The sequence below is a fragment of the Dehalobacterium formicoaceticum genome, assembly GCF_002224645.1.
In the GTDB taxonomy this organism is placed as follows: Bacteria; Bacillota; Dehalobacteriia; order Dehalobacteriales; family Dehalobacteriaceae; genus Dehalobacterium; species Dehalobacterium formicoaceticum.
In genome coordinates this window covers 627259-650918 of the sequence record NZ_CP022121.1, presented here as the reverse complement: position 1 = coordinate 650918, position 23660 = coordinate 627259, and the positions used below count along the sequence as shown (strand labels likewise).

26 protein-coding genes are annotated in these 23660 nt (G+C 41.4%); 16 read left to right on the top strand and 10 right to left on the bottom strand.

Annotated features, from left to right (window positions below):
- Positions 1-2: 2 nt before the first annotated feature.
- From CEQ75_RS03265 to CEQ75_RS03205, 13 genes are all read left to right on the top strand, one after another.
- Positions 3-1163, top strand: a complete 1161-nt coding sequence (locus CEQ75_RS03265) for a uroporphyrinogen decarboxylase family protein (RefSeq protein ID WP_089609062.1) — start codon at positions 3-5, stop codon at positions 1161-1163.
- Between the two features lie 49 nt (positions 1164-1212).
- A complete protein-coding gene (locus tag CEQ75_RS03260) occupies positions 1213-2028 on the top strand; it encodes a response regulator transcription factor (RefSeq protein WP_021315238.1) in 816 nt (271 codons plus the stop codon).
- A 12-nt stretch (positions 2029-2040) separates the two neighbouring features.
- Positions 2041-3054 (top strand): uroporphyrinogen decarboxylase family protein, encoded by a 1014-nt coding sequence (locus tag CEQ75_RS03255; protein ID WP_089609061.1) that lies wholly within the window; start codon positions 2041-2043, stop codon positions 3052-3054.
- Positions 3055-3067: 13 nt separating this feature from the next.
- On the top strand, positions 3068-3967 hold the full coding sequence (locus tag CEQ75_RS03250; protein ID WP_157677303.1) for a hypothetical protein: 900 nt from the start codon (positions 3068-3070) through the stop codon (positions 3965-3967).
- Positions 3968-3982: 15 nt separating this feature from the next.
- A complete protein-coding gene (locus CEQ75_RS03245; RefSeq protein ID WP_089609059.1) occupies positions 3983-4606 on the top strand; it encodes a DUF1638 domain-containing protein in 624 nt (207 codons plus the stop codon).
- Positions 4599-6425, top strand: coding sequence for an ASKHA domain-containing protein (locus CEQ75_RS03240; protein ID WP_089609058.1), 1827 nt, complete (start codon positions 4599-4601; stop codon positions 6423-6425). The genes CEQ75_RS03245 and CEQ75_RS03240 overlap by 8 nt, the downstream gene beginning before the upstream one ends.
- A gap of 118 nt (positions 6426-6543) precedes the next feature.
- Entirely contained in the window at positions 6544-7416 is an 873-nt protein-coding gene (locus CEQ75_RS03235; RefSeq protein ID WP_089609057.1) for a uroporphyrinogen decarboxylase family protein, read from the top strand.
- Positions 7417-7516: 100 nt separating this feature from the next.
- Positions 7517-8710 carry a cation:proton antiporter gene (locus CEQ75_RS03230; RefSeq protein WP_089609056.1) on the top strand — a complete coding sequence of 398 codons (1194 nt, stop codon included), beginning with the start codon at positions 7517-7519 and terminating at the stop codon, positions 8708-8710.
- Positions 8711-8987: 277 nt separating this feature from the next.
- Positions 8988-9596, top strand: coding sequence for a DUF1638 domain-containing protein (locus tag CEQ75_RS03225; protein ID WP_089609055.1), 609 nt, complete (start codon positions 8988-8990; stop codon positions 9594-9596).
- A 51-nt stretch (positions 9597-9647) separates the two neighbouring features.
- On the top strand, positions 9648-9956 hold the full coding sequence (locus CEQ75_RS03220; RefSeq protein ID WP_089609054.1) for a pyridoxamine 5'-phosphate oxidase family protein: 309 nt from the start codon (positions 9648-9650) through the stop codon (positions 9954-9956).
- Positions 9957-10092: 136 nt separating this feature from the next.
- Positions 10093-10779, top strand: coding sequence for a Crp/Fnr family transcriptional regulator (locus CEQ75_RS03215; RefSeq protein WP_089609053.1), 687 nt, complete (start codon positions 10093-10095; stop codon positions 10777-10779).
- A gap of 848 nt (positions 10780-11627) precedes the next feature.
- Entirely contained in the window at positions 11628-11873 is a 246-nt protein-coding gene (locus CEQ75_RS03210) for a hypothetical protein (RefSeq protein WP_089609052.1), read from the top strand.
- Positions 11874-11947: 74 nt separating this feature from the next.
- On the top strand, positions 11948-12121 hold the full coding sequence (locus CEQ75_RS03205; RefSeq protein ID WP_157677301.1) for a phage integrase N-terminal SAM-like domain-containing protein: 174 nt from the start codon (positions 11948-11950) through the stop codon (positions 12119-12121).
- Positions 12122-12260: 139 nt separating this feature from the next.
- On the opposite strand, the gene tnpC is transcribed toward CEQ75_RS03205, so the two are convergent.
- The 3 genes from tnpC to tnpA form a co-directional block, all read right to left on the bottom strand.
- Positions 12261-13883, bottom strand: a complete 1623-nt coding sequence (tnpC, locus tag CEQ75_RS03200; RefSeq protein ID WP_157677299.1) for an IS66 family transposase — start codon at positions 13881-13883, stop codon at positions 12261-12263.
- Between the two features lie 117 nt (positions 13884-14000).
- Positions 14001-14357: an IS66 family insertion sequence element accessory protein TnpB gene (gene tnpB / locus CEQ75_RS19165; RefSeq protein WP_089609049.1), complete on the bottom strand. Its 357-nt coding sequence runs from the start codon at positions 14355-14357 to the stop codon at positions 14001-14003.
- Positions 14354-14659 carry an IS66 family insertion sequence element accessory protein TnpA gene (gene tnpA, locus CEQ75_RS03190; RefSeq protein WP_089609048.1) on the bottom strand — a complete coding sequence of 102 codons (306 nt, stop codon included), beginning with the start codon at positions 14657-14659 and terminating at the stop codon, positions 14354-14356. The genes tnpB and tnpA overlap by 4 nt, the downstream gene beginning before the upstream one ends.
- A 453-nt stretch (positions 14660-15112) precedes the next feature.
- Between tnpA and CEQ75_RS03185 the strand changes: the two genes are divergently transcribed.
- The 3 genes from CEQ75_RS03185 to CEQ75_RS03175 all read left to right on the top strand — a co-directional run bounded on the left by CEQ75_RS03185 (position 15113) and on the right by CEQ75_RS03175 (position 16954).
- Positions 15113-15505, top strand: a complete 393-nt coding sequence (locus tag CEQ75_RS03185) for a hypothetical protein (protein WP_089609047.1) — start codon at positions 15113-15115, stop codon at positions 15503-15505.
- Positions 15506-15553: 48 nt separating this feature from the next.
- Positions 15554-16129, top strand: coding sequence for an SEC-C metal-binding domain-containing protein (locus CEQ75_RS18835; protein WP_089609046.1), 576 nt, complete (start codon positions 15554-15556; stop codon positions 16127-16129).
- 84 nt (positions 16130-16213) lie between these two features.
- Positions 16214-16954 (top strand): hypothetical protein, encoded by a 741-nt coding sequence (locus CEQ75_RS03175; protein ID WP_089609045.1) that lies wholly within the window; start codon positions 16214-16216, stop codon positions 16952-16954.
- Between the two features lie 47 nt (positions 16955-17001).
- Here CEQ75_RS03175 and CEQ75_RS03170 read toward each other — a convergent pair whose 3' ends face one another.
- The 7 genes from CEQ75_RS03170 to CEQ75_RS03140 form a co-directional block, all read right to left on the bottom strand.
- Positions 17002-17682 (bottom strand): GGDEF domain-containing protein, encoded by a 681-nt coding sequence (locus tag CEQ75_RS03170; protein ID WP_089609044.1) that lies wholly within the window; start codon positions 17680-17682, stop codon positions 17002-17004.
- Positions 17683-17725: 43 nt separating this feature from the next.
- The gene (locus CEQ75_RS03165; RefSeq protein ID WP_089609043.1) at positions 17726-18430 is read right to left on the bottom strand and encodes a JAB domain-containing protein; all 705 of its coding nucleotides are present in this window, start codon (positions 18428-18430) and stop codon (positions 17726-17728) included.
- Position 18431: 1 nt separating this feature from the next.
- Positions 18432-18668 carry a hypothetical protein gene (locus tag CEQ75_RS03160; RefSeq protein ID WP_089609042.1) on the bottom strand — a complete coding sequence of 79 codons (237 nt, stop codon included), beginning with the start codon at positions 18666-18668 and terminating at the stop codon, positions 18432-18434.
- A 102-nt stretch (positions 18669-18770) separates the two neighbouring features.
- Complete coding sequence (locus CEQ75_RS03155; protein ID WP_089609041.1) at positions 18771-20405, bottom strand: hypothetical protein; 1635 nt, start codon at positions 20403-20405, stop codon at positions 18771-18773.
- 32 nt (positions 20406-20437) lie between these two features.
- Positions 20438-20842, bottom strand: coding sequence for a DUF6075 family protein (locus CEQ75_RS03150; RefSeq protein WP_089609040.1), 405 nt, complete (start codon positions 20840-20842; stop codon positions 20438-20440).
- A gap of 76 nt (positions 20843-20918) precedes the next feature.
- Complete coding sequence (locus tag CEQ75_RS03145) at positions 20919-23255, bottom strand: VirB4-like conjugal transfer ATPase, CD1110 family (RefSeq protein WP_089609039.1); 2337 nt, start codon at positions 23253-23255, stop codon at positions 20919-20921.
- Positions 23248-23613 carry a PrgI family protein gene (locus CEQ75_RS03140; protein WP_028308839.1) on the bottom strand — a complete coding sequence of 122 codons (366 nt, stop codon included), beginning with the start codon at positions 23611-23613 and terminating at the stop codon, positions 23248-23250. Before CEQ75_RS03140 ends, CEQ75_RS03145 begins: the two co-directional genes overlap by 8 nt.
- Positions 23614-23660 lie beyond the last annotated feature (47 nt).

Here is a 23660-nt window from a genome sequence, read left to right as displayed (position 1 = left end):
AAATGTCAAGTAAAGAGCAAATGGAAATGGTAAAAAACATCATTGCCAAAAGGGACAGAGGTGAAAGACTGCTGCCTATTGAGAGGATTGTTCTGACGGTGTGCCAGGAACATGCCGACAGGATCCCTACAGGCTTTTTGTTTACAGAATGGATTGTCAATCGGTATGGTTACTCCTGCAGTGAAGCGGCCGCAGATCCCGAAAAGCATTCGGATGCGATAGTGAAATTTTTTGAAGAATTCGACTATGACGTAGTATTTCCAGGGATTGAAACGACCGTTGTCGAGGCTGAAATCCTAGGGTGTACTTTAAAGAGACCCAAAGATTCAAACCCTCAAATTGTTAAAGAAGCAATAACCTGTGAACGTGATGTTGAAGAACTGGAAGAAAAAGTGGCAGCTTTGGACGGACGTACCGAAGGGCGTATGCCGGTCAGACTGGAACTGTTTAAACAGCTGGTGAAAAAGACAAAAGGTGAGTATGCAGTAATTGCCACGCCGATGCAGCCTCTCCCGGTGGCCGTACAAATCTTGGGATACCCTCTGGCCGTTAAATGGATGAAAACAAAGCCTCTTTTAATGCACAGAGTGGTTGAGGCATGTACCCAGGCAGCCATAAAGTTTGCTCAGGCTTTTAAAGAAACCGGGATTCATGGGATTACACCTATTGCAGCTTGGAACAGCGTGCCCAACTTTAGGCCGGAGCAGCTTTGGGAATTCGACACACCGTATCTGGCCAGAATGATTCAAAGTGCCAGTCCGCTGCCTTTCATTCACTATTATTGGGGCTTGAGCCATCTTGGTGATGATTGGACAAGGTTTTTGGCCCGCCAGGTTTCAACAGGAACATTTGTCATGACAAATCTTGACCCTGATCCTCAGCAAGGACCCAGCAGGGATCTGAAGACTTTTCGCGAGCTGGCCAATACTTTTCATAAGGCTTATGCCGTGGGAGTCCATACAGAGTTGATTAAAGAAGGGACGCCGGAAATAATTGAAAATCGAGTCAAGGAATATATCAAGGGGCTGTATCCATGTAATGGAGGTTGTATGATTGAGCCTTGCGCGATTCCCCAAGGGTCACCTGTGGAAAATGTCCGTGCGTTTATTGATGCTTTAAATAAATATGGGACTTTCCCCATCAATCTGAATAAATTGGATTAAATAGTCCTATATGCTGGAATGTCTAGTTTTCTGTAAGGGAGGGTCTACTATGGCAGAGACAATCCGATTATTGGTTGCGGATGATGAATCATTGGAGCGGGCTGTAATTATTGAAACTATTACCAGTAACGCAAGATGCGACAAGAATTACCATATTCAGGTTTTCCAGGCGCAAGATGGTAATGAAACAATGGAAATATTGAGCCGGCAGGATATTTCAGTGGCGTTTTTAGATGTACGGATGCCAGGGAAAAACGGATTGGATGTAGCGGGACAGATCAAGTTGCATTATCCAGAGGTAAAGTTCACATTCATATCAGCCTATGGTGATTATCCTATGCTGCGCATGGCCTTAAATCTGCAAGCTAAAGATTATCTCCTGAAACCGGTACACCGGCGAGAAATTGTCAATGCTTTTTGGAAAATGGTAGATCCTCAAAATTTGATATCTGAGAAAGATGAAGAAAATACTTCTGAAGACATTAATTCATGGAACCCTTTAGACTCAACTAAACGCGTCATTAACTCAGCCAAGTCATATGTTCGGCAAAACCTTAGAAAACAGCTGACATTGAAAGAAGTAGCCGACCATGTGGGATTTAGTATGAGCTATTTCAGTACTTTGTTCAGTAAAGAAGAGAGCATGACATTTAAAGAATATGTAATCCAATCTCGGATTGAACGGGCTAAAGTCCTTTTGGAGAATACAAATCTTCCCATCAAGACCATTGCCCGTGAAACCGGATTTCAGGATCCCGATTATTTCAGCAAGGTGTTCAGTCAAAAGGTTGGGACCACTCCTTCCAGTTATCACATCCAAGAAGGGAAAGAAGACGACTGGAAAGATCTACTAAATAAACTGTGAGGTGACTAAGACATGAATTCGAGAGAGAGAGTTTTTGCTACTTTAGACGGAAAGATACCTGATCGGGTACCTGTACTTGCCCAGGTTGGAGATCATGCAGGAGTTAGTCAGGGTTTAACTTTTGATGTAATGTACAAGGATGCGAGGAGAGCAGCTGAGGCGCACCTAAAGGCATTAAATCGGTACAAGTATGATTCGGTGGCGATCCAGGTGGAACCAAGTTGGCCGGTAGTTGAAGCGTGCGGCGGAACACTTTTTTATCCCCCTGACAAATACCCGTGGATCACGAAGAATCCTATTTTAACAGAAGAAGATATTAAAAATTTTAAGATGCCGGATTTTGCTAAAGCTCCTGGTTCAAAAGTGACTGTAGAGGGGACGAGGATCCTGGCGGAAAGTACAGACGTTCCGGTAGGTGCGTATGTAACCGGGCCGTTTACCTTCTCAATGCAGCTATTTCCCTATGAGAATTTCATCAAGAGTGTCCGAAAAAAAGAATTTATGCATGCCCTGATCCAGAAAAGCACAGAAGTAGTGAACGCTTATGCTCAAGCATTAAAGGAAGCGGGGGCATCTTTCCTAGTGATATGTGAACACGACCTGCAGATGTTCGCGCCAGCAACGATGACCGAATTTTACATCCCATATTTAAGGCAGGCGCTCACCTACGAATATAACATTTTGCACATGTGCGGGAAAGTAGATACTCATCTTGATCTAAACGGGGATGTTCTGGCTGACATGGAAAAACTGCAGATGGTCAGTTTAGGACACCACACAGACATGCTCAAATTTAAAAAGAAATATGCCGGAAAGCTTGGTTTTGCCGGAAACCTAGACCATATTGTCTTTTTGCCCCAGGCTTCCGCAGAGGAAGTAGAGGAAAAATGCGGAGAGATCATCACTGCCGCCAAGGAAGGCGGACAGTACATGCTGTCACCGGGTTGTGAAATTACCGCTGATGTACCGCCGGAAAATGTAGAGGCCATGGTTAGAGCTGCAGAAAAATTTGGGCGGTACGAGTAAAGGGGGGGACGATTTGTTCAAATTCAAAGCTGAACAGAAAATTTATCAAATTGGAAATGTTACAATCGGCGGCCAACCTGGACAGCATCCGACAGTATTAATGGCAAGCATCTTTTATCAGGGTGACAAGCTTGTTAAAGATGAAGAAAAGGGAACTTTTGATCAAGAAGGAGCCCTTGGCTGGATTAACAAAATTGATGATATGTGCAAAAAAGTTAAACTCCCTCTGATGATAGATATTGTCGGAGCCAGCGAAAATGCTATGCGAGCCTATGTTGAATTCATCGGACGTAACACAGTTCTGCCGTTCATCATTGATGGGACGGTTGCCAAGGTGAGAATTGCCGGGGTGGAAATGGCTGCCAAGCTTGGTTTACAGGACAGGGCAGTGTTTGATTCCGTAAATGTTGAGAGTAAAGATGAGGAACTGAAAGAAGTAAAAAAGCATGGTTTAAAAGCTACCGTAGTTATGTTGAACAATTCAAAGAAGCCAACAGCTCAGGGCAGAGTAGATATTGCAGAAGCACTGATTGAACGGGCTAAGTCCTATGGTTTTGAAAAACTGATGCTTGACATGGCCGTACTGGACATAGTGGAGCCGGGACCGGCAGCTAAAGCAATATATATGCTCAAAGACAAATATGGATATCCTGCCGGCTGTTCACCAACCCATACGGTGATTACCGGGTGGAAGAAAGCTTCTATGTATAACAAGATTGAAGTAGCTTCCACTAAAACCAGTATGGCGACCAGCCTGCAGCTTTTGGGTGCCGACTTTATTATGTATGGAATCAAACAAACGGAAATAGTGCCGTCCATGGCGGCAGTTGATGCTTTGGTTGCATATAGCTGTATGCAGCATGGCGTAAGGCCTGCCAGCCATGATCATCCTTTGTACCATGTATTTAAGTGAATTTTGGGGTGAAAAATGTCTAACGTAATTGTCGCCTGCGGAACTTTGAAAATTCCATTAGAAAAAGCTATCGAAGCATTGCACGAAGATGAGCGGCCGGACATTATTTACCTGCCTGCGATTATGCACCTTTATCCAGACAAGTTGTCAGCTGCTATTAATGGACTGCTCGCTTCCTTTAAAGGCATATACAGTGGAATAATTGTTGTTTACGGCAAATGTGCTTACAGAATTGATGAAATAGTTAATCAACATGGGGCAATCAGGGTTCCAGGCGAATTATGTTATGCGATGTATGTCGGTGAAGACATCTACCGGGAAATGCTTAAAAAAGTGCCGGGAACCTATTTTTTGACAGACGACATATGCAGGAATTTTAACAAGCTGGTTGTAGAGCCTTTGGATTGGAAAGAGCGGCCTAGGATTAAAGAAATGATGCTTCGGAATTATCAACGAGTTGTATACTTGGATGTCATGGAAGATAACTCCCTTGACAAGAAAGCTCGCGAAATAGCTGACTTTCTTAACCTACCCCTGGAAATTCAAAGGATTGGCAGCAAAAATTTTGAAACACTCATTAGGCAAACTTTAAAAGAAATTAAGCAGTTTCCGAAGAGCATGGAGGAAAGCAATGTCTGACAGAAATATAACTTTTTATCCTGAAGAGAAGACGATTATTTTGGGCGAAAAAAATACTATTTTGGAGGCCTCGCAAAAAGCTGGTATAGGTATTGAAGCACCGTGTGGTGGCAGAGGGATTTGTGGTAAATGCAGGGTGCGTATTCAACATGGGGAAAGAGAACCATTAACAAAAGTGGAGAAAAACTTCCTAAGTTCATCGGATGTAGAAAAGAGAATAGCCCTGGCTTGTCAGTGCCGGGGCTATGGCAACCTAGAAGTACTTATTTCGAAACAAGAAAATGGATTATCGCGAAAATTGACATTAGAAACGAAAACGGTATCTCTGGACACAGATTTAAGAAAAGAATACCTGGAATTAGAAAAACCAAATGTCCATGATTTCAGGTCGGATGAAAAACGCCTCTTAGATGGATTAAAGGAGAAAGAAATTAACCCTTTACGTTTCGATATATTGTCTCATTTACCATTCAACCTAAGGAAAAATGATTTTAAAGTTACCGCTATTCTAGCTGGAAACGAATTATTAGCAGTAGAAGCAGGGGATACACGTAACAAAATCTACGGAGTAGCATTTGATATTGGGACAACAACCGTTGTAGGTTTTTTGCTTGATCTTTGCCAAGGCCTAGTGATAGGAGCCGCTTCCCGTACTAATAAGCAGAATTCTTACGGGGCAGATGTGATATCCCGCATCCAGTTTTGTAATGAACAAGAAAACGGGTTGAAGTGTTTGCATGAAAAGGTTTTAGGTGTCATAAATGAAATAATCAACGAGTTGGCATCGCAGAATGGTATTGATACTGAGACCATTTATCAGGCGTCTGTTGTGGGAAACACAGTCATGGCTCATTTATTTTTAGGTTTGTCCCCCACAGCACTGGGGAAAACACCTTTTATTCCCGTATTCTCTTCAATGACAGTAGTTTCTGCCGATACTTTGAGATTAGAAATCAATCATCATGCTCAGGTTATTGTGTTGCCAAACATTGCAGGGTACGTTGGTTCTGATACTGTGGCGGCTATGTTAGCGGTGGGCATAGACAAAAATACTGAACCGGCAATGATGATTGACCTGGGTACCAACGGAGAGATAGCACTGGCTTGCGAAGAAAGGCTGTATACCTGCTCTACAGCTGCAGGGCCCGCTTTTGAAGGGGCTCATATTCATCAAGGGATGAGAGCGGTAGAGGGAGCTATAGAAAAAGTATGTATTGACAAAACTGTGATTATTCACGTTATCGGAGATGTTGTACCATGTGGAATTTGTGGATCCGGTTTAATTGACGCTGTTTCAGAACTGGTAAAGGCAGGAATTATCAATAATAACGGCCGGATGCTGTCTCGAAAGGAACTGGAAGGGAAAATCCCGGAAGAATTGTGGTGCCGATTACGACCCAATGGATCTGGGCAGGATTTCGTCCTTCATTATGGCTCAACTGATGCGGCTGATATCGTTTTAACCCAGCAGGATGTGCGTGAATTGCAGATGGCAAAGGCTGCTGTCAGGGCTGGAGCTGAAATTCTTTTGAAGGAAGCTGGTATTCAGGCAAAAGATTTAAGCAAAGTAATGCTGGCAGGTGCATTTGGCAGCTTTGTCAGGAAAGAGAGCATTCTATCAATAGGACTGTTTCCTAGAGTAGATGAGAAAATTATATATTCAGTAGGAAATGCCGCTGGAGAAGGTGCCATTTTAGCGCTTACTTCAGAAAAAGAGCGACATTATGCAGAGCTCCTGGCAAGGAAGGCAACTCATGTTGAACTTTCGCTCAGACCGGATTTCCAAAGGGCTTTTCGAGATGCCTGTGCTTTTATGTGAACTAAGATCAATGACTGGCTAAAACGCAAGTTAGTTTTAGGAGGGCTAATAATAGTAATATATGGTAATTATAAATTTTATAAGTAAATATTACTAGTTTACTTTATTGGAGGGAAGAATGGTGGAATTTAAATGTCCTGGACATAATCAAGATCATATTCCTGAAGAGGTTTTAGGGGAAGCTGGGATAACTTTCCCGGAGGCTTACACGGATAAAAATAACATAGTTGCTCTTGCCAGAGTGCTAAAGAAATACCAGGACGATGTGTTTGCCAAGGTGCCTTTTTGTGTCACGGTCGAAGCAGAAGCCTTCGGAGCATATATAAAAATGGGCGATGCTATGCATCGACCAAGACCAAATGGCCACCGCTTCTCGTCTATTGAAGAACTATCCGGTATCCAAGCGCCAGATATTTCTAAAGGTCGAATTGGAGAAGTACTGGATGCTGTCGGGATCCTGGCTGAGTCGGGTGAAAAAGTAATACTCAACATTGTCGGTCCATTCACGATTATTTATGCCTTGATAAATCATACAATCTTTTACCGTGGCTTGCGTAAGGATCCAGCACAAATCAAGGAAATCATGGCTGTTATTGAAAAGAGTGTTATTCAATATGGTATTGAGGGTGTAAAAAGGGGTGCCTCAATTATTTCCTTTGAGGACGCGGTAGGTGTACCGGATGTTATAGGACCAACTATTTACCGGGATTTTAGCGGACCATCAAACCTGCGAATAATTAATGGGATAAAAGAAGTTGGGGGGAGATTTCTGATCCATCTTTGTGGCCGAACCTCCGCAGCACTTGAAAACACAGATATGGTCCACTCGTATGCTATTGACACCGGTAAAGCTTCCACCTATGGCCAGGCACTGGCCGGGTTGCTGGATGAGTTAACTGAACCTATTGTTGTGGGTCACAGGTGTATAGCATGGGGTCCAATGAAGATGGATCAGCCCTGCATTTGGGGGATAGAATTAATTCAGAAATAAAAGATCATGATTATCCTCTTTACTATATTTTTAAGTGGAATTTTTATAAGTCTTTTAAGGATGCCTGTTATTATAATAATTTATGATTGAGGTAGTATATATGACAAATGAAGTATTCTCTTATTCTTCTTTATTATTAATAGTTTTTGTTGCAGCTGTGATACCTGCAGCTGTTAATCGAATAAAGTTTATTTCGATTCCTATTGTAGTTGGTGAAATAGTCGCCGGAATAGTAATAGGAAAAAGTGGTTTAAATTTGGTATCTGAAAGTGTCTGGTTAGATTTTCTATTTCAATTAGGTTTTGCTTTTCTTATGTTCATGTCAGGATTAGAAATAAATCTTCAATTGATTGGTCCCTCCAGTAAAAAAGGTCAATTAACTCAGCAACCATTTTTTGTTGCAAGTATTTTATTCTTAACTTCATTCATCTTGTCATTTATCATAGCTTTTTTACTGAAAATTTATGGGTTAATACCCAATATTACTCTTTTTGTTATTGTGTTCTGTAGTACTTCTGTTGGAATTGTCGTACCAATCCTTAAAGAAAAAGGCTTATTAAATGAGGAATACGGCCAAATAATATTGATAACTGCATTATTAGCCGATTTCTCCACCATGATTTTACTTTCATTATTTGTTACCTTAACTAGCTCCAGTTCTGTTTTTGAAATTCTATTAATTTTGTTATTAATCCCAGCATTTTTTCTGGTATATAAAGCAGGAAATAAAATAATGAAATATCCAATGATGGAAGAGCTGGCACATAAAACATCACAGATAAAGGTTAGAGGAACTATTGCTTTATTAATTATGTTCATGACGCTTGCCCAGCTATTAAAAACAGAAATGATTCTTGGAGCTTTCTTAGCAGGATTAATTGTTTCCCTGATTAATGACCGAGCTACATCACAAATATATCAAAAATTAGATGCGATTGGATATGGTTTCTTTATTCCGCTGTTTTTTATCATGGTAGGGGTAAATTTTAATGTAAAAGATATTATAAATAATCCTGAGTCAATGTATTTATTACCCGTATTTTTAGCAATTATCTATTTTGTAAACTTAATGCCTTCGATCTTTCTGCGATTTATCTATTCATGGAAAAAATCGATAGCTGCAGCTACTTTGTCATCATCAAGACTCAGTCTTATCATTGCAGTAGGTACGATTGGTTATAAGATGGGAATCATCAGTGGTGCATTAAATGCCACAATTATTTTAGTCGCAATAATTACATGTACTATTTCTCCTCTTCTGTTTAATAATTTATTCTATGCACAAACAAAATGACATGCATAATTCTTATTATGGGAGGAAGTCATTTAATTATCGAGTACATATTGGTTAGAAATGCGAACTAAGAAATAACTAAGGTTGTGTACGAAGATCCGGAATGACCATAATAGAGTGTAGTTCTTTGCTGATATTATTAGAAAAAAGATAAATTAATGTAAAATATTTAGCATTTTAAATCTTCTATCAGTGCTACTATTAATTAGGCTGGACAGATAATATTAAATATTGAAGCATAAGAATCAATTATAGCCAGAAAGGAGGCGATCTCAATATGGAGTTGTGCATTGTTGCCTGCGGTGTTTTCCAACCAGAGCTTGAACAGGTACTAGAACAAATAAGTGAGGAATTGATATTTAGTAAAGACATCAAAATAACTTATTTACCACCTGCTTTACATGTTGACTATAATAAGCTGAGAAAAGGCATAACTGATGCACTGGATGACGTAACCCAGGAAAAAAGATTACTATTTTTTGGGTCTATGTGCCACCCAGAGCTTGACGAGTTTACAAAACAATATCATGTTGTTCGGTTGCTCAAAGGTAACTGCATCGAACTAATTTTGGACAATAAACGCAAGGAGGAAATTGAGAAGTCTGCACGAGTTTTTTACCTCACTCCTGGCTGGCTTCGGAACTGGCAGGATATCTTCAAGCAAGGACAGGGGTGGGACGAGATAGATGCAAGGCAAAATTTTGGTTTTTACGACAAAATCCTGCTTCTGGATACAGGTGTTGTTGAATTCGATGATGAAGATATCCTAGATTTTTTCGAGTATACCCAGGTGCCGATTGAAATTGAGTATGTTGGTCTTACCACTTTTAAACAGAATGTGGTTGAAGCATTGGAGAAAGTTAGCGTAACCGTCAAGAGTTTGTAATGATTGATCCAAAATGGTAATAATTAAATTATTTAAAGGGAGTGAAGTTACATGGTGTTTACTGACGAAATTAAAGATATGGTAGTAAAAGCTCCGTTTATCACTATTGTTACAGTTTCAATAGATGGAGATCCACATGCTATTGTGGTGGGTAAAGGTGAAATCAAAGAAAATAATATCTTAGGTTTTGATATTTATAAGATGGAAAAAACCCAGCAGAACATTAAAGCGAACGGAAAAATGCAGGTGATAATTGCCACGATGGAAGGTGGTCCTAAAGGTTTCCGACTGACTGGCAAAGCTTGCATTGAAGATAAACAAGTTCTTTTTAAGGCAGAAAAGGCTGAAGCACTACTGTAATATTTTTAACATATAATAATCCCGCTTTTTACAGGCGGGATTATTATATGTTATGTGACTTATTGATGACATTGACACTTCAATATTTCTATTATAACCTATTAATGAGTTATAAGCCTTTTTAGGGGGTACGAATATGAAACGGTGCATTATCTGCCTACAGGAATTAGAACTATTTCAAGGACTTGAAAATCAGCAGTTCAGTAATTTGTGCAGATGCACGACGAAAAAAAAGCTGGTCAAAGGAGATTATCTTTTCCGTCAGGACGAGATGGTTAGCACTGTTTATCTCATTAAGTCAGGTAAGCTGAAGATGGTTCAAACCACTAAGGATGGTCACGAAACAATTCTGGATGTCTGTGGCCCTGGGGAGATTCTTGGTGAGTTGTCATTATATCAAGACCAAAAAGAACTATCAAGTGCAGTGGCCATGGAAGATGCATATATCTGTTGTTTTAATAGGCAACAATTTAAAGAATCGATTCAACAGGATTCTTCATTTGCCTGGAGGGTTATTAGTTACTTAGGGAAAAAACGTTATGAAAACTTACAGAAACAGGGAGAAGAGACCAGACAGACGGTAAAGGAAAAATTATTAAACCTGTTTTATAGATTTGCTAACGAATATGGGCAGAAAGAAGCATGGGGCCTGTTGATAGACCTAAAAGTCACCCAACAAGAACTAGCTGATATGATCGGTTCTTCACGTGTAATGGTCGTGCAAGCATTAAAAGAATTAAAAGAAGCAAGTATTATCGATAGAAAAAAAGGATACTATGTCCTGAAAGACGACCCTTGTGTCAGTGTTCATATATTTGAATGAGTCTTTTATTTGGCGTGTAAATAATTTGGTGTTTTCTTTGGATTGATAAAATGAAAACGATAATAAATTTGTAGCAGGGGGTTTTTTTACCTTTTTTTTTATTTCCTAGCATCTAATAACCCTATTTTTTAGCATAAATAACAGACAGTCAGGTACATCTTGCAGACTGCCTAATGTTGATTTATTCTAATCTTGAAGCGCATATAGAATAGGTAATTAATTTTTCTCCTTTATTCCAGTCTAACTGGTCCAGAAATCGATGACCTTACCTAAAGCAGCTCTCAACTCGCGTGTTTTGGAGCAATATCCCTTTTAGCTGGTGTGACTCCAAAACTTTCCGAATGTTGGTTTATAATAGTTGGGAGCTATTATCCGTTAGCCCCGTTACGGACATCCGTATCATAAATAAAGGCGGTTTTTTGCGGGTATGCACCACAAACAGGGCAAACGAGTATATGTGTGTAAAGCTCCCTAAAAAACAGGGACAAATTAGGCAGGAGAAAAGAAGGGTTGATCGGGCCGATAAATTAGTATATGTACCATTAATCGGGGGAGGAAATAAGGGATAAGCCCTGACAAGGTGTGAAAATAGAAAGGCAGATTTTTACTGTCTTTTTTTTGTTATTTTAAAGGAATTTGTTGTAACCCGTGGAAATAGAAAGGAAATAACCAGAAAATAGGATTATTTAAAACTGCAGATAATCTATATTATTAATGACTGTTTGGTTTGTTTATAGTGAATATTCACGACACTATGTCGCCTAATAAATCATTTTGGGCTTAATAGACGACATTGGTTCACAAATGCAAGAGTTATGTGAAAGAAATAGAGGGGGAGGAGTATATGAATGGTAAAAGAAAACTTACCCGATATAGTTGTCGAAGCTCTCAAGACCAACGCAGGAAGTGCTACTATAGTTGAAGTTAGCAGATATATATGGAACAACTATGAAACGGAACTCAGGAAATCAGGTGATTTATTTTATACATGGCAGTATGATGCCAGGTGGGCAGCTACACAACTTAGGAAAAGTGGAATCATGAAAACAAAAGAAATCAGCCCAAGGGGAGTTTGGGAACTAAGTAAAATTTGAATGTTGATAATTTAGGCTCTGCTCATAACGAGTAGGGCTATTTTTATGCCCATAAACAAAGGAGGATGATTCAAATGGAAAGGAATATGTTGGTGCCGAGCCTGCAGAAGGATCTAAAACTAAAGAATTACAGCACTTCTACGGCTAAGGCATATTGCCAGCATGTTGAAATGTTCCTTAACTACTATGAAGAAAAGGAGGTTGATGAGATTACTAACTCAAACTTCGCACCTAAAAAAACAAATTAACCGTTAAAAATTATGAATAAACCGCAATAATTTTTATTACTTGACAAAGAAAATGCACCCTAAGTTTGGTGTAATTGTCAAATCCTAAGCACTTAAAATAAACAAAAAAGCCCAACCCAAAGGTTGGACGTGGGAATTTTCAATTTTTAGTTTTGTAGCAGTTAGCCGGAAGCTCTTTAGACCAAGGAACAAACTTCTCAATCAGTTCCGGAAATTGGTTAAAATTTGTATTCGGCATCTGTTTCAATAAATAGACCAGATATTCATAAACTTTTAGGTCATTGGCCAATGCAGTTTGTATGATACTGTAAACCATCGAGCTATCGTGTGCACCCCGATCAGTTTTCATGGTGACCCAATTTTTGCGGCCAATTGTAAACGGACGTATATTTCGCTCCACCAAATTATTTGTCAACTCTAAGCGACCATCTAAAAGGATATTCTCAAAGTATGGCCACTGGTTCAGCGCATAATTTACGGCCTCATAAGCTTGGGATTTGGGTACAATGAGGGGCTTGGTCTCTTTAAGCCACGACAAAAAGGCATCCATCACCGGTTTTAACAGGGTGAGGCGCTTGTTATGACGCTCCTCGGGGGTAGCATCCTTGTATTTCTTTTCGATATGGAACAAGTAGTCGCAATATTCCTGTCCCTTGAAGCAAACGGTTTTCTTTTGCTCCTCCGGACTTAATGCTTTAATAGCATCCGTAAATTTACGCTTTATATGGGCAAGACATCCAACAACCGTGATTCCCGGCCCCAAACGATGGTAAACCTCGTAGCCATCGGAGTGCAAGAAACCAGAGTAGTCCTTTAGAAATTCCTTGGCCGATTCCGTAGCCCGGCTTTCATGGAATTCATAATAGATAATTGGCTCATCATGGGCCCCGCTGCAGTAAACCCAGATATAGCATTTTTTCTTGGAGTCCCTGCCATCCTGCTGCACAACACGGGTCCAAGTTTCATCGGCGTGCAAGATGTCTTTGCTCAGAAGGACACTTCTCATATGGGTATAGATCCTTGAAAAGTATTCCTCCGAACATTGGAGTACCCAATTGCTCATGTTCTGCCTAGAGATCCTGACGCTGTCCATCCGGTCAAACTCCCGCTCAATCCGGGAAAGTGGCATTGCATTGGTATATTTGCTATTGATGATGCCAGCGATCAACTCCGGGGTAGCAAAACTTCCGGGAATCGGCAAGTTGGGCATGTCAGCACGAACAAAAGGGATCTTATCACCTTCGCCTTGATTTTTTTCACACGTACGGCAGGTATAGACATGACGGCGGTGTTCCTCAACTTCGAAATGGGCCGGTACAAGTTTCAGTGTCTTAGTAATTTCAACCTTCATATCGTGTAGGGGACTGTCACACACTGGACAAACCTGCTGTTCTGCCGGAAGCTCATGTTCAATGACGGTGACCTTCAAATCTTTGAAGTCTTGTTCACGCTTACCCTTTTGTTTGGGTTTTCTAGGGGTCTTCGCCGTTGCTTCTTCAAAAGTTGGTTCTGACGCTCCTTTTTGAGCAGTGACTTCAACTTCGTTGAATAAGCAGAGTTGTTCCATTCCCTCGGGATAGGATACAGAATCACCGCTGGAACCATACTTCTTATGGTTATTCAAACGAATCATCTCAATGAGGCGATTCATGTTTTGAGTCAGTTCGGCAATGGCCTTATCCTGCTTTTCGCAGTGGGCAGCCAGGTCTGCTTGTGACATTTCTCTGTAATTCAGTTGTGGTTTTTGAGGTAACTTTATCACGTTATTCATATCCTTATTATATAAGAACCTAACGTAAAATTACAGGATAATAGCGGTAAAAAGCCCTGAAACAGGGGAAAATACGGCAATTTCATTAAATTATTTTAGCAAAACCGGTTAAAGAATTATCCGCTGCTTAACAGGCTTATGTGCGGATGGCTGATCCATTGATAAACCATCTAAAAGCCACCTAAACTGCCGTTCAGAGACCTCAAGGACCTGTTTGTTTTCGTAAAACTTCCATCGGAAAACGCCACGACTCAATTTGCGATAATATAACCACCAGCCGTTATTCGACCAATGAAGGATCTTACATTTATCACAGGCCCGGTTACAGAACACGTAAAGGCAGTTTTCAAAAGGGTCCATCTGTAACTGCGTCTGGACCAATGTAGCAAGACCTTCGATACTCTTTCGCATGTCGCAGGGCTTGCAAGAAAGGAATATTCTAAGGCCAGCAGTATTTAGGCTCATATGGAATAAATAGCAGCAATAGCTTCGCGCAGAGTCTCTGCTTGAAAGCCTGAATACAGCTCGATGGAAACTGCCCCGATCTTAACAATGACCGGAACTTCCTTTATCGATGTTTGCTTCAACTCGATAAAGGTTTTTTGCTGGGGATCAGCATTGGCTTCGCGGTTGCACTTGGTCACCCAGTATCGGAGTGTAGTGATGTTTAGATTGTTTTCTAAGCACCATGCGGCTGCAGCTTGGCCGGAAGCAAGATAATCTTTTACTTGCTGGCGCCTAATCATGGACTGCTCTTTAAGAGTCATAGATAATTCCTCCTCAAATAGTCTTGAGGTTATTATCTCAGTTCCTAAAGGCGTTTGCTATGTGTAGATTTTTTGACAATTACGGAGAGCAAGTGGATACCAACGGCCGGAAAAAAGCGAAAAAACATTCAGCTTATTGAGGTCGCCCTTGCCCTTCCAGGTATATGCATAAATGAGCATGATATCCATATGGCATGTTTTGAGTAATGTGAAAATCTAAGAAAAAACAAGTAATCAAGAGAAAACGTTAGATTAAAGAGGGAGTTAGTAGAATTGATTAAAACTCAATATAATGAATAATTTTTGATCCCGATGAGTACATCTATTTACCTTAGTGGGAAGACGGGAATAATAATGGCTTGCAGGTACTTGATGTACTACGGTATAACGTAGGATTCGTATGGTGAATTTAGAAGGAACGTAGTAGCAGTGAAAGAGAAGGGGGTTACCAGCATGCCGGCAAACAAGAGAGATAAAGCTTCGGATGTTTTTAACAGCACAAATTATGCATTTTGTAGTAAAGTCAGCTTCTCTGAGGCATTTCCGCAGATTAAAAATATGAGAGTTGAAGTTGAAGAGGATGGGGAAGGAGTATACGAACTCAGTAAAAGACAGGTTTTTTACAAAGAAAATATGGGCGAATTTATTAATTGCAGTAATTCGCGATGCTATAATGGCGGTTTTAACATTGGTTCTATTATACGCAATATGGTTGAAAGCAAACGTACTGAATTTGAAACCGATAGAAGGTGCCAAGGTTATGAAGGCTCGCCAAAAGGAAAGAAAAGGTATGGTCCCTGCTTTAATAGTTTTCACATCAAGGTTCAAATTACTTACAATGAGTAAAAGGAGCCATGAAATTATAACTTATGGGGAAATGGAGGGCTGTTATTAATGAACACAACTACTCCGGCGACGATATCAAAACAAATAAGAGCCTTATGTCAAAAAATTGATCCTGAATATAAGCCCTTCTACATAGAAGTGAAACCGGATAAAAACTCTATACCTCATGAGTGCTTTGAAAATGTGAATTTAAGGGTTCAAAAACAGGGAGGCTCTATTCAACATGGGTGGGTTATCTGGGAGTGGCCTACGACATATATTGAGGCTGAATTTCATGCAATTTGGGTAAGCCCTTCCGGGGAATTCGTTGATATTACACCGAATGACTATGGAGTTAATAAAATATTGTTTTTACCTGATAGAGACAAGACTTTTACTGGTCAAAGAGTTGATAATGTGCGTATATCTCTAAGGAATGATCCGAATATAATTGAATTTCTAAAAACTACTGAACAAGTATTTTCAGCAGTAGAAAAAAATGATATCAAAGCTTTAAGAACTTTGCTCTCAAGGAAAAAGGAATTGTTGGACTATTTAAATGGCCTGAGTAGTAAATTTGGACGAAATGACCCCTGCTTTTGCGGAAGTGGATTGAAATATAAAAAATGCTGTGGGGCTTTATGATATTATTTTCTATTATTATTAAGATATTCAATGGGTTTAGGATTTTTACCTATGAACATGACAAGTGAAAGGAACATTTAGTTGATGATTGAATTAGATCAGGTTGATACTTGGCCTGTACAAATATTAAAGATTTTAGAAAATAGAGCTTATTATATTAAGGATGAGAAGGAACGTGAAGAACAATCCTTATGTGATGGCTCATACATATTGAACCCGGTTTATTGTCGTGTATATGATGAAAGTGTTGAAGATCTAAAGAATATACTCATTAAGCATAAGATTCGGGGATATCACTGTACTAAAATTATAAATTGGAATGACATTCAGAGAAAAGGCCTAACTGTTTTAAGGCCACAGGAATTTCAGAGCACTCTTATTGATGAACTCAAAAGTATTGGAATTGATAGAGTTATACTTGAAAAGATAAAAGACAGCTTTGCCACATTTGAAAAAAATAGGTCCTGTGTTGGGAGGGAAGGGCTACTCTGGTTCGTCCTAACTAAAGAATTGATAGAATACAAAGGATGCGAAGAATTCTTTAAATTTTTTGGCGGAGAGGTAACAAGAAGAGCTACATGGCCTGTAAAGGATATTGTTTATCCAATACTACAAAAAATAGGTATTCCAACTGTCATTGAATGCTGCTTGAATATATCGGATTCAATGGATTTTCAGGTTATCAATATATGCAAGGAAATGATTAATTATGGAATACAAAAATTTGTTTTTAAAAATGGTTACAGTCTTCAATGTGAAATGTGTGTAAAGCATGATATTATTCCCAATGACATTATTAAAATATGGAAAAAGGACATTTCATGAAAAAACACCTAAACTAATGTAAATTACCACCTGAATAGGACCCTGCTTCAGGTGGTAATATTGTTGAAAACGCCATATACAACCGCGTTCTTCTTTTCTTTTGCTTTATATAATGCTCTGTCGGCTACGGACATGATTTTTTCTGCATCATGCTCTTGATAGACTGTTGTAATTCCTATGCAGACGGTTATTTTATACTTGCAGTTTGAGAATTCTACTAACTTCCTGATACGTTCAGCAAAAGCCAAAACTCCGCTTTTATCGGTTTCAGGTAAAATCATGGCAAATTCTTCACCACCCCAACGGACAATGGTGTCGCCCGACCTGGCCTGCGTTTTAAATATTCTGGCAAGCTCTACCAGAACCTTATCACCCTCCAGATGCCCATAGGTATCGTTAATAGTTTTGAAATTGTCTATGTCTATTAATGCAAACGATAACGGCAATTTTGTACGCTTCATTTTTTCTATTTCATAGTCGATCCTGTCGTAAAAGCACCGCCTATTATACAAGCCTGTTAATGGGTCTTTGCTTACCCCATGGTAAAGCTTTTTAACAAGTGTACCCATCAGGACACCTGAACACACATTGAAAAGCAATAGTATCAGCCAGAACATCCATTGCCACCGGTCATATAAAATATCATGTATAAAAAACAGGCAGATAATTATGGGAAACCCCGTTACCGATAAGATAACGGGGGCTAGCCTGTAAAACCAATCTTTCATTTTTTAACACCACTTTTCTCTTGTTGATTATTTGATAGAATATTTAACGCGAGTGTGTATGTTTAAACCTATTCCGCTTTTCTTCCGCAGGTATTGGACCTAATGTTATCATTTCATAATTTGCTGTACCTTTGCTCTGGCAGGGGATAATCCCTTTTTCCGCCATAGAAGTATAGCTTCCGCCGCCAACAATTATGTGATCCAGAATTTTGATCTCAAGGGGATGAAAAATGTCAACCATTCTTTGTGTCAATGCCCTATCCTCCGGAGAAAAATTTTTGGACCCTCCGGGATGATTATGGGCTAAAATCATTGTATTGCAATCACAGGCAAGGGTATATTTTAATATTTCCCTTGGATACACCGCTGTTTGTCCGATACTCCCTTCCGACATAGTCTTTGTTTCGATGATGTTGTTGCCGCTGTCTAAAAATGCAACCATAAACCTTTCTTTATCCTTCATTCCTCCCAAAAGGGCTAAAAAATATTGGCCTGCTATGGTTGATGAATTAAGCATGACCTTCTCATTGCTTTCATAGATTTTCAGAATGTTGTAAGAGGCAATGAATTCATTAAGCAGCCCTATCTTTTCAAGCTGCTTCTCATTTGGTTCCATAATGTGGGGGTGCTCTAAGATGTTAAAGGGGTTATTTTCTTTTACATACTGCTGAACTTTTTTGTAGGGTAGACCTGTTAAAGTTGTCAGCCCTTTTAAAAAATTTTCGGTATGCAATATATCCTGCTTCATGTTATGCCCGCCCCCTTTTTACATCAACTATTTCAATAATGGTTTTTATGCTTTTCAACTTCTCGGAAATCTCAGTAGGCAAGTCCACCGATTCAAGGTGAAGAAAGAAGTTTTTAATCCCTATATTTTGAAAGCTCTTATGGATTTTTTCTTTTGTATCCGCGTCCAGGTCAATCAACTCAGCTAATAAACCCACGCATTTTATATATTCCATTTCCTTGAATTCTTCAAAGTTCATCCGCTTTTCCACCTTTCATAATTTGGTCATTAAACTATTTTATTTGTTTTCCCACGTTTTCCGTCAGGACCGCGATTTCCTGTGGGGGCAGGCAACATCCGTCTAACTGCCGATAAGCTGTATAAACAGTTGCTGATATTCATCCTGCATTAACTCGTTTAGCATTTTTACCTGTTGCGTATTGAAACCGTACTCAGCAATCATGTGCGTATGGGATTTGGATCTCACATTGATATGCAGGATGGTTTCGGTGGTGGTGATAGTTTCCGTGGTTTCATTGCCATCCTCGTCAGTGGTAGTTACGGTTTCCTCATGTACAATAGTTTCTATCCAATAGTCGATTTTGTTCATATCCCAAAAGACGTCCCGCAGGATGCCCACCTTGGCATCGTCGAGGGTGGTAACCTCCATGCCGTTTTCCGGATCGACGGTTACTTTTACCGCATAGACCGCCAAGATTTCCCGCCACTGGCTTGCGGAGATGCTATTGCTACCGGACAGCTCCAGGGTGTCATGTGGATTTTCATTTTCTATCTGTTCTATTTTTGCCGCAAATTCATTGTTAAGCTGATTGACCACCTCCGACATAACCGGAGTGTTCCCGCCGGGGCTTTCATTGGAATAGAATATTCCGAATGCTGAGCCTAATAAAAGCCCCGCAAGACATATCACAAGAATAATCGTCACTGCTATCCAGCCGCCAGCGGCAATCAAGGCGGTCAGGCCCTTGGCTGCCGCGATGATCGCCTTTATAGCAGACAGCATTGCCTTAACTGCTGTCTTTGCAGAAACAGCCGCCGCTTTTGCCGCTAATCGTGCAGTCTGGGCCGCTCTTTGAGCAGCCTGTGCGGTTTTGGCGGCGGTTTTTGCCGCTGCCTGTGAAGTTTTAACAGCAGCTTTAGCAGTATGCTCGGCGGTTTTAACCGATCTTTGCGTTGGTTTAATCGTACCTTTAGCGGCTTCTTTTAGGGTTTTGCCGCCAGTTTCGACAGATTGCTTTATGGTGCGTCCTATTTTAACGGAGGTGTGGAGGGTTTGTGCCGCTGCTTTCCTGGCTGGTTGAAAAAGGGGACGTTGAGCAGGTATTCGCTCGGATATCTGTTGTGATTGTATTTGACCGATATTTTGATTTGCCATCCGGATTTCAATGGTTTGAGAAAATCGCTGTTTCGCTCTGCTTAGAACGAACCTGCGTTTTGCTAATTCGCTTGGTCTGGACAGGGTAACTTTCCGTTTTATGGTTTCCTTTGCCTTGGATGGGATAGCATTGTGTTTTGCCGCCTGCTTTGCTCCGGGTTGGGAAACGTTCTGATTTACTGCTTCCTTTGCTTTGACCGAAGTTGTGTTCAGTTCCGTTGCCGGTTTTGTTTTAGTCTGGACAACATCCCTGTGTGCTGATTCCTTCACTTCACTTGTGGGGGTCTGCCGCACATTCTCACCGTTTGAATCGTGGTAACGAGGAGCATCTGCATCCGGAGCGCGACGGTCCTTTATTTTTTCAACTGCCTTTTTGCCGTAGTTTCCTGCGGTATGTCCGGTTTCCTGGATAACAACTTTTGCACCCTCATGGATGTTATTCCCGGCATCATCCACATAGTTGCCGTTATCGTTATGTCCGAGATGTTCTGCTTGGTCTTTGGTGCGGATATAGGCATTTTTCATCCTGCGGGACACGTCTGTCGTCTTATCCAGTGCCTTAATATCCTTTAGGGTTTGTTTGGTTTTGATCTCTTTCACCGCGCGCGCCTCCTTTCAAAATTTTGCTGATTTTACCGTTCCATTGCGGATTGACGGATGGTGCACTCCATGCTTCGGCAATATTCGGGATAGCGCAGACGGATAGCCTCAAAAAAGTACGGTGCAAAGCCGCAGTCAAACAACTCATAGGGTGTGGAACGGTTTTCTTTTCCTTCCTCCGTAAAGCCGTTCCAGAGGTTAAAGGCCAAGCGGCACAGGCGGCGCGTACTGCCCGTCTGCCACGGGTCCGAAAGACCATCCGGGTTAATTCCGCCGTTTTTGAAGTCAAAGAGTGATCGAATATTGCGTCTTGTCTCAGCACAAATTCCCATCGCATAGAAAAATGCCCGATGATAGGCGTCGTCATTGCGGGTTTTAATAAGCATTTCGCAATAAAAAGCCTTATGCTCCTTACTTGCAAACCGTATGGTTTCCATTGTGTTTTCCTCCTTCATAAGATAGATGAACGGCTGACCGAAGGTACGGCCAGCCGTTTGCATGTATAAGGTTCTGTCAGATTTGGGCCTGTTCGCCCGGCTTGGTGGTCATCAGGTTATAGAGCTTGGTATTGCGCGGGAATTGATCGGTAAAGGGCACAAGGGAACTGCCCACCTTAATCAGACCGTTCCCCGCATCCACGTTGGTGATGTAGGAAAGCTGAAGGTCGGAAATGTTCAGGAGCTTGGCAAGCTCCATTCTGTCCGTGGAAGCCTGGTTGAGCATGACAATAAACTCGCTGTTTGCCAACATGGTGCGGGCCGTATGGCTCTGCAGAAGATCGTCCACGTTTTGAGTGATTCCCGTACAAAAAGCGCCGTACTTTCGGACACGCTTCCAGAGCGTGAACAGGAAGTTGGCGCTGTACTCATGCTGGAACAGCAGATAGATTTCATCAATGATAATGAAGGTGTTTTTGCCTTTCGCACGGTTCTGTGTAATACGGTTCAAGATGCTGTCCAGAACCACCAGCATCCCGATGGGAAGGAGCTGCTTGCCCAGGTCAAGGATGTCATAGCAAATCAGGCGGTTGTTGACATCCACGTTGGTAGGCTTGGCAAAGGTGTTCAGGCTGCCGCTGGTAAACAGCTCGATAGCAAGGGCGATTTCCTGTGCTTCCGGTTCCGACTGTTTCAGCAGCTCCGCATGAAAGTCCTGCAAGGTTGGCAGCTTATCACGGTAATTGCTTTGCAGATACGTCCGGTAGACGCTGGCAGTGCAGCGGTCAATTAAAGATTTCTGCTTTGCGCCCAGGTTATGCCCTCCGATTAACTGCTCGCACAAGGAAAGGACAAATTCGGATTTGAGGATGACTGGGTTTGCGCCGTCGCCGTAGTCTTTGCTCATATCCATTGCGTTAATGTGATTCGGAGAGGTTGCCGAGATATGGATAATTTCGCCGCCCATCGCCTTGACAAGCGATGAGTATTCGCGCTCCGGGTCAATCAGGATGATGTCGTCATCGCTGGAAAGAATTTGATTGACGATTTCCCTCTTGGCGGTAAAGCTCTTACCGGAGCCGGAAACACCTAAAATAAAGGAGTTTCCGTTGAGCAGGTGCTTACGGTTGGCAATGATCATGTTTTTACTGATAACGTTTTGACCATAGTAGATACCACCACTGTGGGAAATCTCCTGCGCCCGGAACGGGATAAATACTGCCGTGCTTTCTGTAGTCAGTGTACGGATGGCGTCAATTTTCCGCAGGCCAAAGGGCAACACTGTGTTCAGTCCGTCCATTTGTTGGAATGTCAGGGTAGAAAATTGGCAAAGATGCTTTCGAGCGTTGGTAAGCAGGGTTTCTGTATCGCTGTCAAGCTGCTCTTTGCTGTCTGCTATATGCACCATCGTCAAAACGGCAAACATCATCCTTTGGTCGCGGGTGGTCAGGTCGTCGAGAAATTCCTTGCTTTCCTTGCGCTGCTGCTCCATGTCGTAAGGCACAACAGCAGAAAAGTTGTTGCTTTGATTCTGCCGCCTCTGCCAATTTGTAATGTTGGTTTCCACACCGAGCAGCCGATTTTCCACTTCCCGCACGGCTTCATCGGTTGGAATAGGGATAATGTCAAGCGATAACATCATATTGCGGTTCAGGTCGCAAAGCTCGGATACCATGCTGTCCTTGATGTAGCTGGCATACTCGCGCAGGAAGATGACACGCCCATATTTGTTTCCAATACGGAAGTGATCTTTTTCAAATTCAAAGGTGTCAGGACAGATGAAATCCTTGAAATTGTGTCCTTTTCTCATGGTAGCGGACAGGTCGAAATGAAAGTCCGTTTCTTCTCCAGCGCGGAAAAAATCGTGCAGGATACGCAGGCGGTCGGTGGCGTCCAGTTCCACACACTTTGATCCCAGGTGGGAAAAATGGGTAATCAAGTCGGTGCCGATGCGGGAAAAGTAGTTCCTTGCTTCCTCAATATTTTTCTTCATTACTGATACGGTGACATACTTATCCTGCACAATGCTGTTTGCGCCTGTGGCTTTATCCAAAAGCATCCGGTTATATTCTCTGCGGTACTCGTCCAGCCTGTCATCTTTTAACGGGATCAGAATGGAGCTTTCAAAGTCGGCTTTATTCAGTCTGCGGTTGTTGATGGTGATTTTGGTGGTTGCTCCGCTGTCAAAGGAATTTAAAAGCTCCGAATAGGACAAAAACATTGCTTCCTTGTCTTCTTTGGATGCTACCGCATAGTTTATATCCTCAAAGCGATAGGATTTGGAAAATTTGTTGCCCACGCGAAAAATCCCATCCGGCCAGATAGCGCTGATGGGAATTGCCTGTTGGACACCTTTGGGCACAATAAACCGTTCCTTGTCCTGCTTCATGATTTTTTGCAGGGTCTTAATCATGGCGTTTCAATTCCTCCTTTTCATGATTTGCAATAACGTTTTTGAGCGCTTCAAAGTAAATGTTGGTCGGATAAAAGGTCAGTTTTTTAGGCATGAGAAATTCCGATTTGATATACGCCCATAGAAACTGCTCTGCCGTCATACCGTGGTACTTGATAAAGCCGAGCGCCGCGAAGGGGGCAGCTCCCAAAATGCACATCCAGCTTACGGTTTCCGTGCCGAAGTAACTCCGCAGACCTAAGTAGATGCCCACGGCTATCCCAACGGCAAGAACAGAAAAAATGAACTGCCGTAGAGACAGTCCAAAAAACATGCTTTCGGTATAATCCCGGATTTCCCGGTTAATCTTGACTTCCAAAACTCAATCACCTCCAAATAAAAATAGCGCCTCATATCTAACTAAGC

Coding starts and splice junctions, on each gene's coding strand:
- CEQ75_RS03245 (WP_089609059.1), top strand. CDS start 3,983: ATGTCTAACGTAATTGTCGCCTGCGGAACTTTGAAAATTCCATTAGAA.
- CEQ75_RS03265 (WP_089609062.1), top strand. CDS start 3: ATGTCAAGTAAAGAGCAAATGGAAATGGTAAAAAACATCATTGCCAAA.
- CEQ75_RS03240 (WP_089609058.1), top strand. CDS start 4,599: ATGTCTGACAGAAATATAACTTTTTATCCTGAAGAGAAGACGATTATT.
- CEQ75_RS03165 (WP_089609043.1), bottom strand. CDS start 18,430: ATGAAGCAGGATATATTGCATACCGAAAATTTTTTAAAAGGGCTGACA.
- CEQ75_RS03215 (WP_089609053.1), top strand. CDS start 10,093: ATGAAACGGTGCATTATCTGCCTACAGGAATTAGAACTATTTCAAGGA.
- CEQ75_RS03225 (WP_089609055.1), top strand. CDS start 8,988: ATGGAGTTGTGCATTGTTGCCTGCGGTGTTTTCCAACCAGAGCTTGAA.
- CEQ75_RS03205 (WP_157677301.1), top strand. CDS start 11,948: ATGGAAAGGAATATGTTGGTGCCGAGCCTGCAGAAGGATCTAAAACTA.
- CEQ75_RS03255 (WP_089609061.1), top strand. CDS start 2,041: ATGAATTCGAGAGAGAGAGTTTTTGCTACTTTAGACGGAAAGATACCT.
- CEQ75_RS03175 (WP_089609045.1), top strand. CDS start 16,214: ATGATTGAATTAGATCAGGTTGATACTTGGCCTGTACAAATATTAAAG.
- CEQ75_RS03230 (WP_089609056.1), top strand. CDS start 7,517: ATGACAAATGAAGTATTCTCTTATTCTTCTTTATTATTAATAGTTTTT.
- tnpB (WP_089609049.1), bottom strand. CDS start 14,357: ATGAGCCTAAATACTGCTGGCCTTAGAATATTCCTTTCTTGCAAGCCC.
- CEQ75_RS03145 (WP_089609039.1), bottom strand. CDS start 23,255: ATGATTAAGACCCTGCAAAAAATCATGAAGCAGGACAAGGAACGGTTT.
- CEQ75_RS03235 (WP_089609057.1), top strand. CDS start 6,544: ATGGTGGAATTTAAATGTCCTGGACATAATCAAGATCATATTCCTGAA.
- tnpA (WP_089609048.1), bottom strand. CDS start 14,659: ATGACTCTTAAAGAGCAGTCCATGATTAGGCGCCAGCAAGTAAAAGAT.
- CEQ75_RS03150 (WP_089609040.1), bottom strand. CDS start 20,842: ATGGAAACCATACGGTTTGCAAGTAAGGAGCATAAGGCTTTTTATTGC.
- CEQ75_RS03220 (WP_089609054.1), top strand. CDS start 9,648: ATGGTGTTTACTGACGAAATTAAAGATATGGTAGTAAAAGCTCCGTTT.
- CEQ75_RS03210 (WP_089609052.1), top strand. CDS start 11,628: ATGGTAAAAGAAAACTTACCCGATATAGTTGTCGAAGCTCTCAAGACC.
- CEQ75_RS03185 (WP_089609047.1), top strand. CDS start 15,113: ATGCCGGCAAACAAGAGAGATAAAGCTTCGGATGTTTTTAACAGCACA.
- CEQ75_RS03170 (WP_089609044.1), bottom strand. CDS start 17,682: ATGAAAGATTGGTTTTACAGGCTAGCCCCCGTTATCTTATCGGTAACG.
- CEQ75_RS03160 (WP_089609042.1), bottom strand. CDS start 18,668: ATGAACTTTGAAGAATTCAAGGAAATGGAATATATAAAATGCGTGGGT.
- CEQ75_RS03260 (WP_021315238.1), top strand. CDS start 1,213: ATGGCAGAGACAATCCGATTATTGGTTGCGGATGATGAATCATTGGAG.
- CEQ75_RS18835 (WP_089609046.1), top strand. CDS start 15,554: ATGAACACAACTACTCCGGCGACGATATCAAAACAAATAAGAGCCTTA.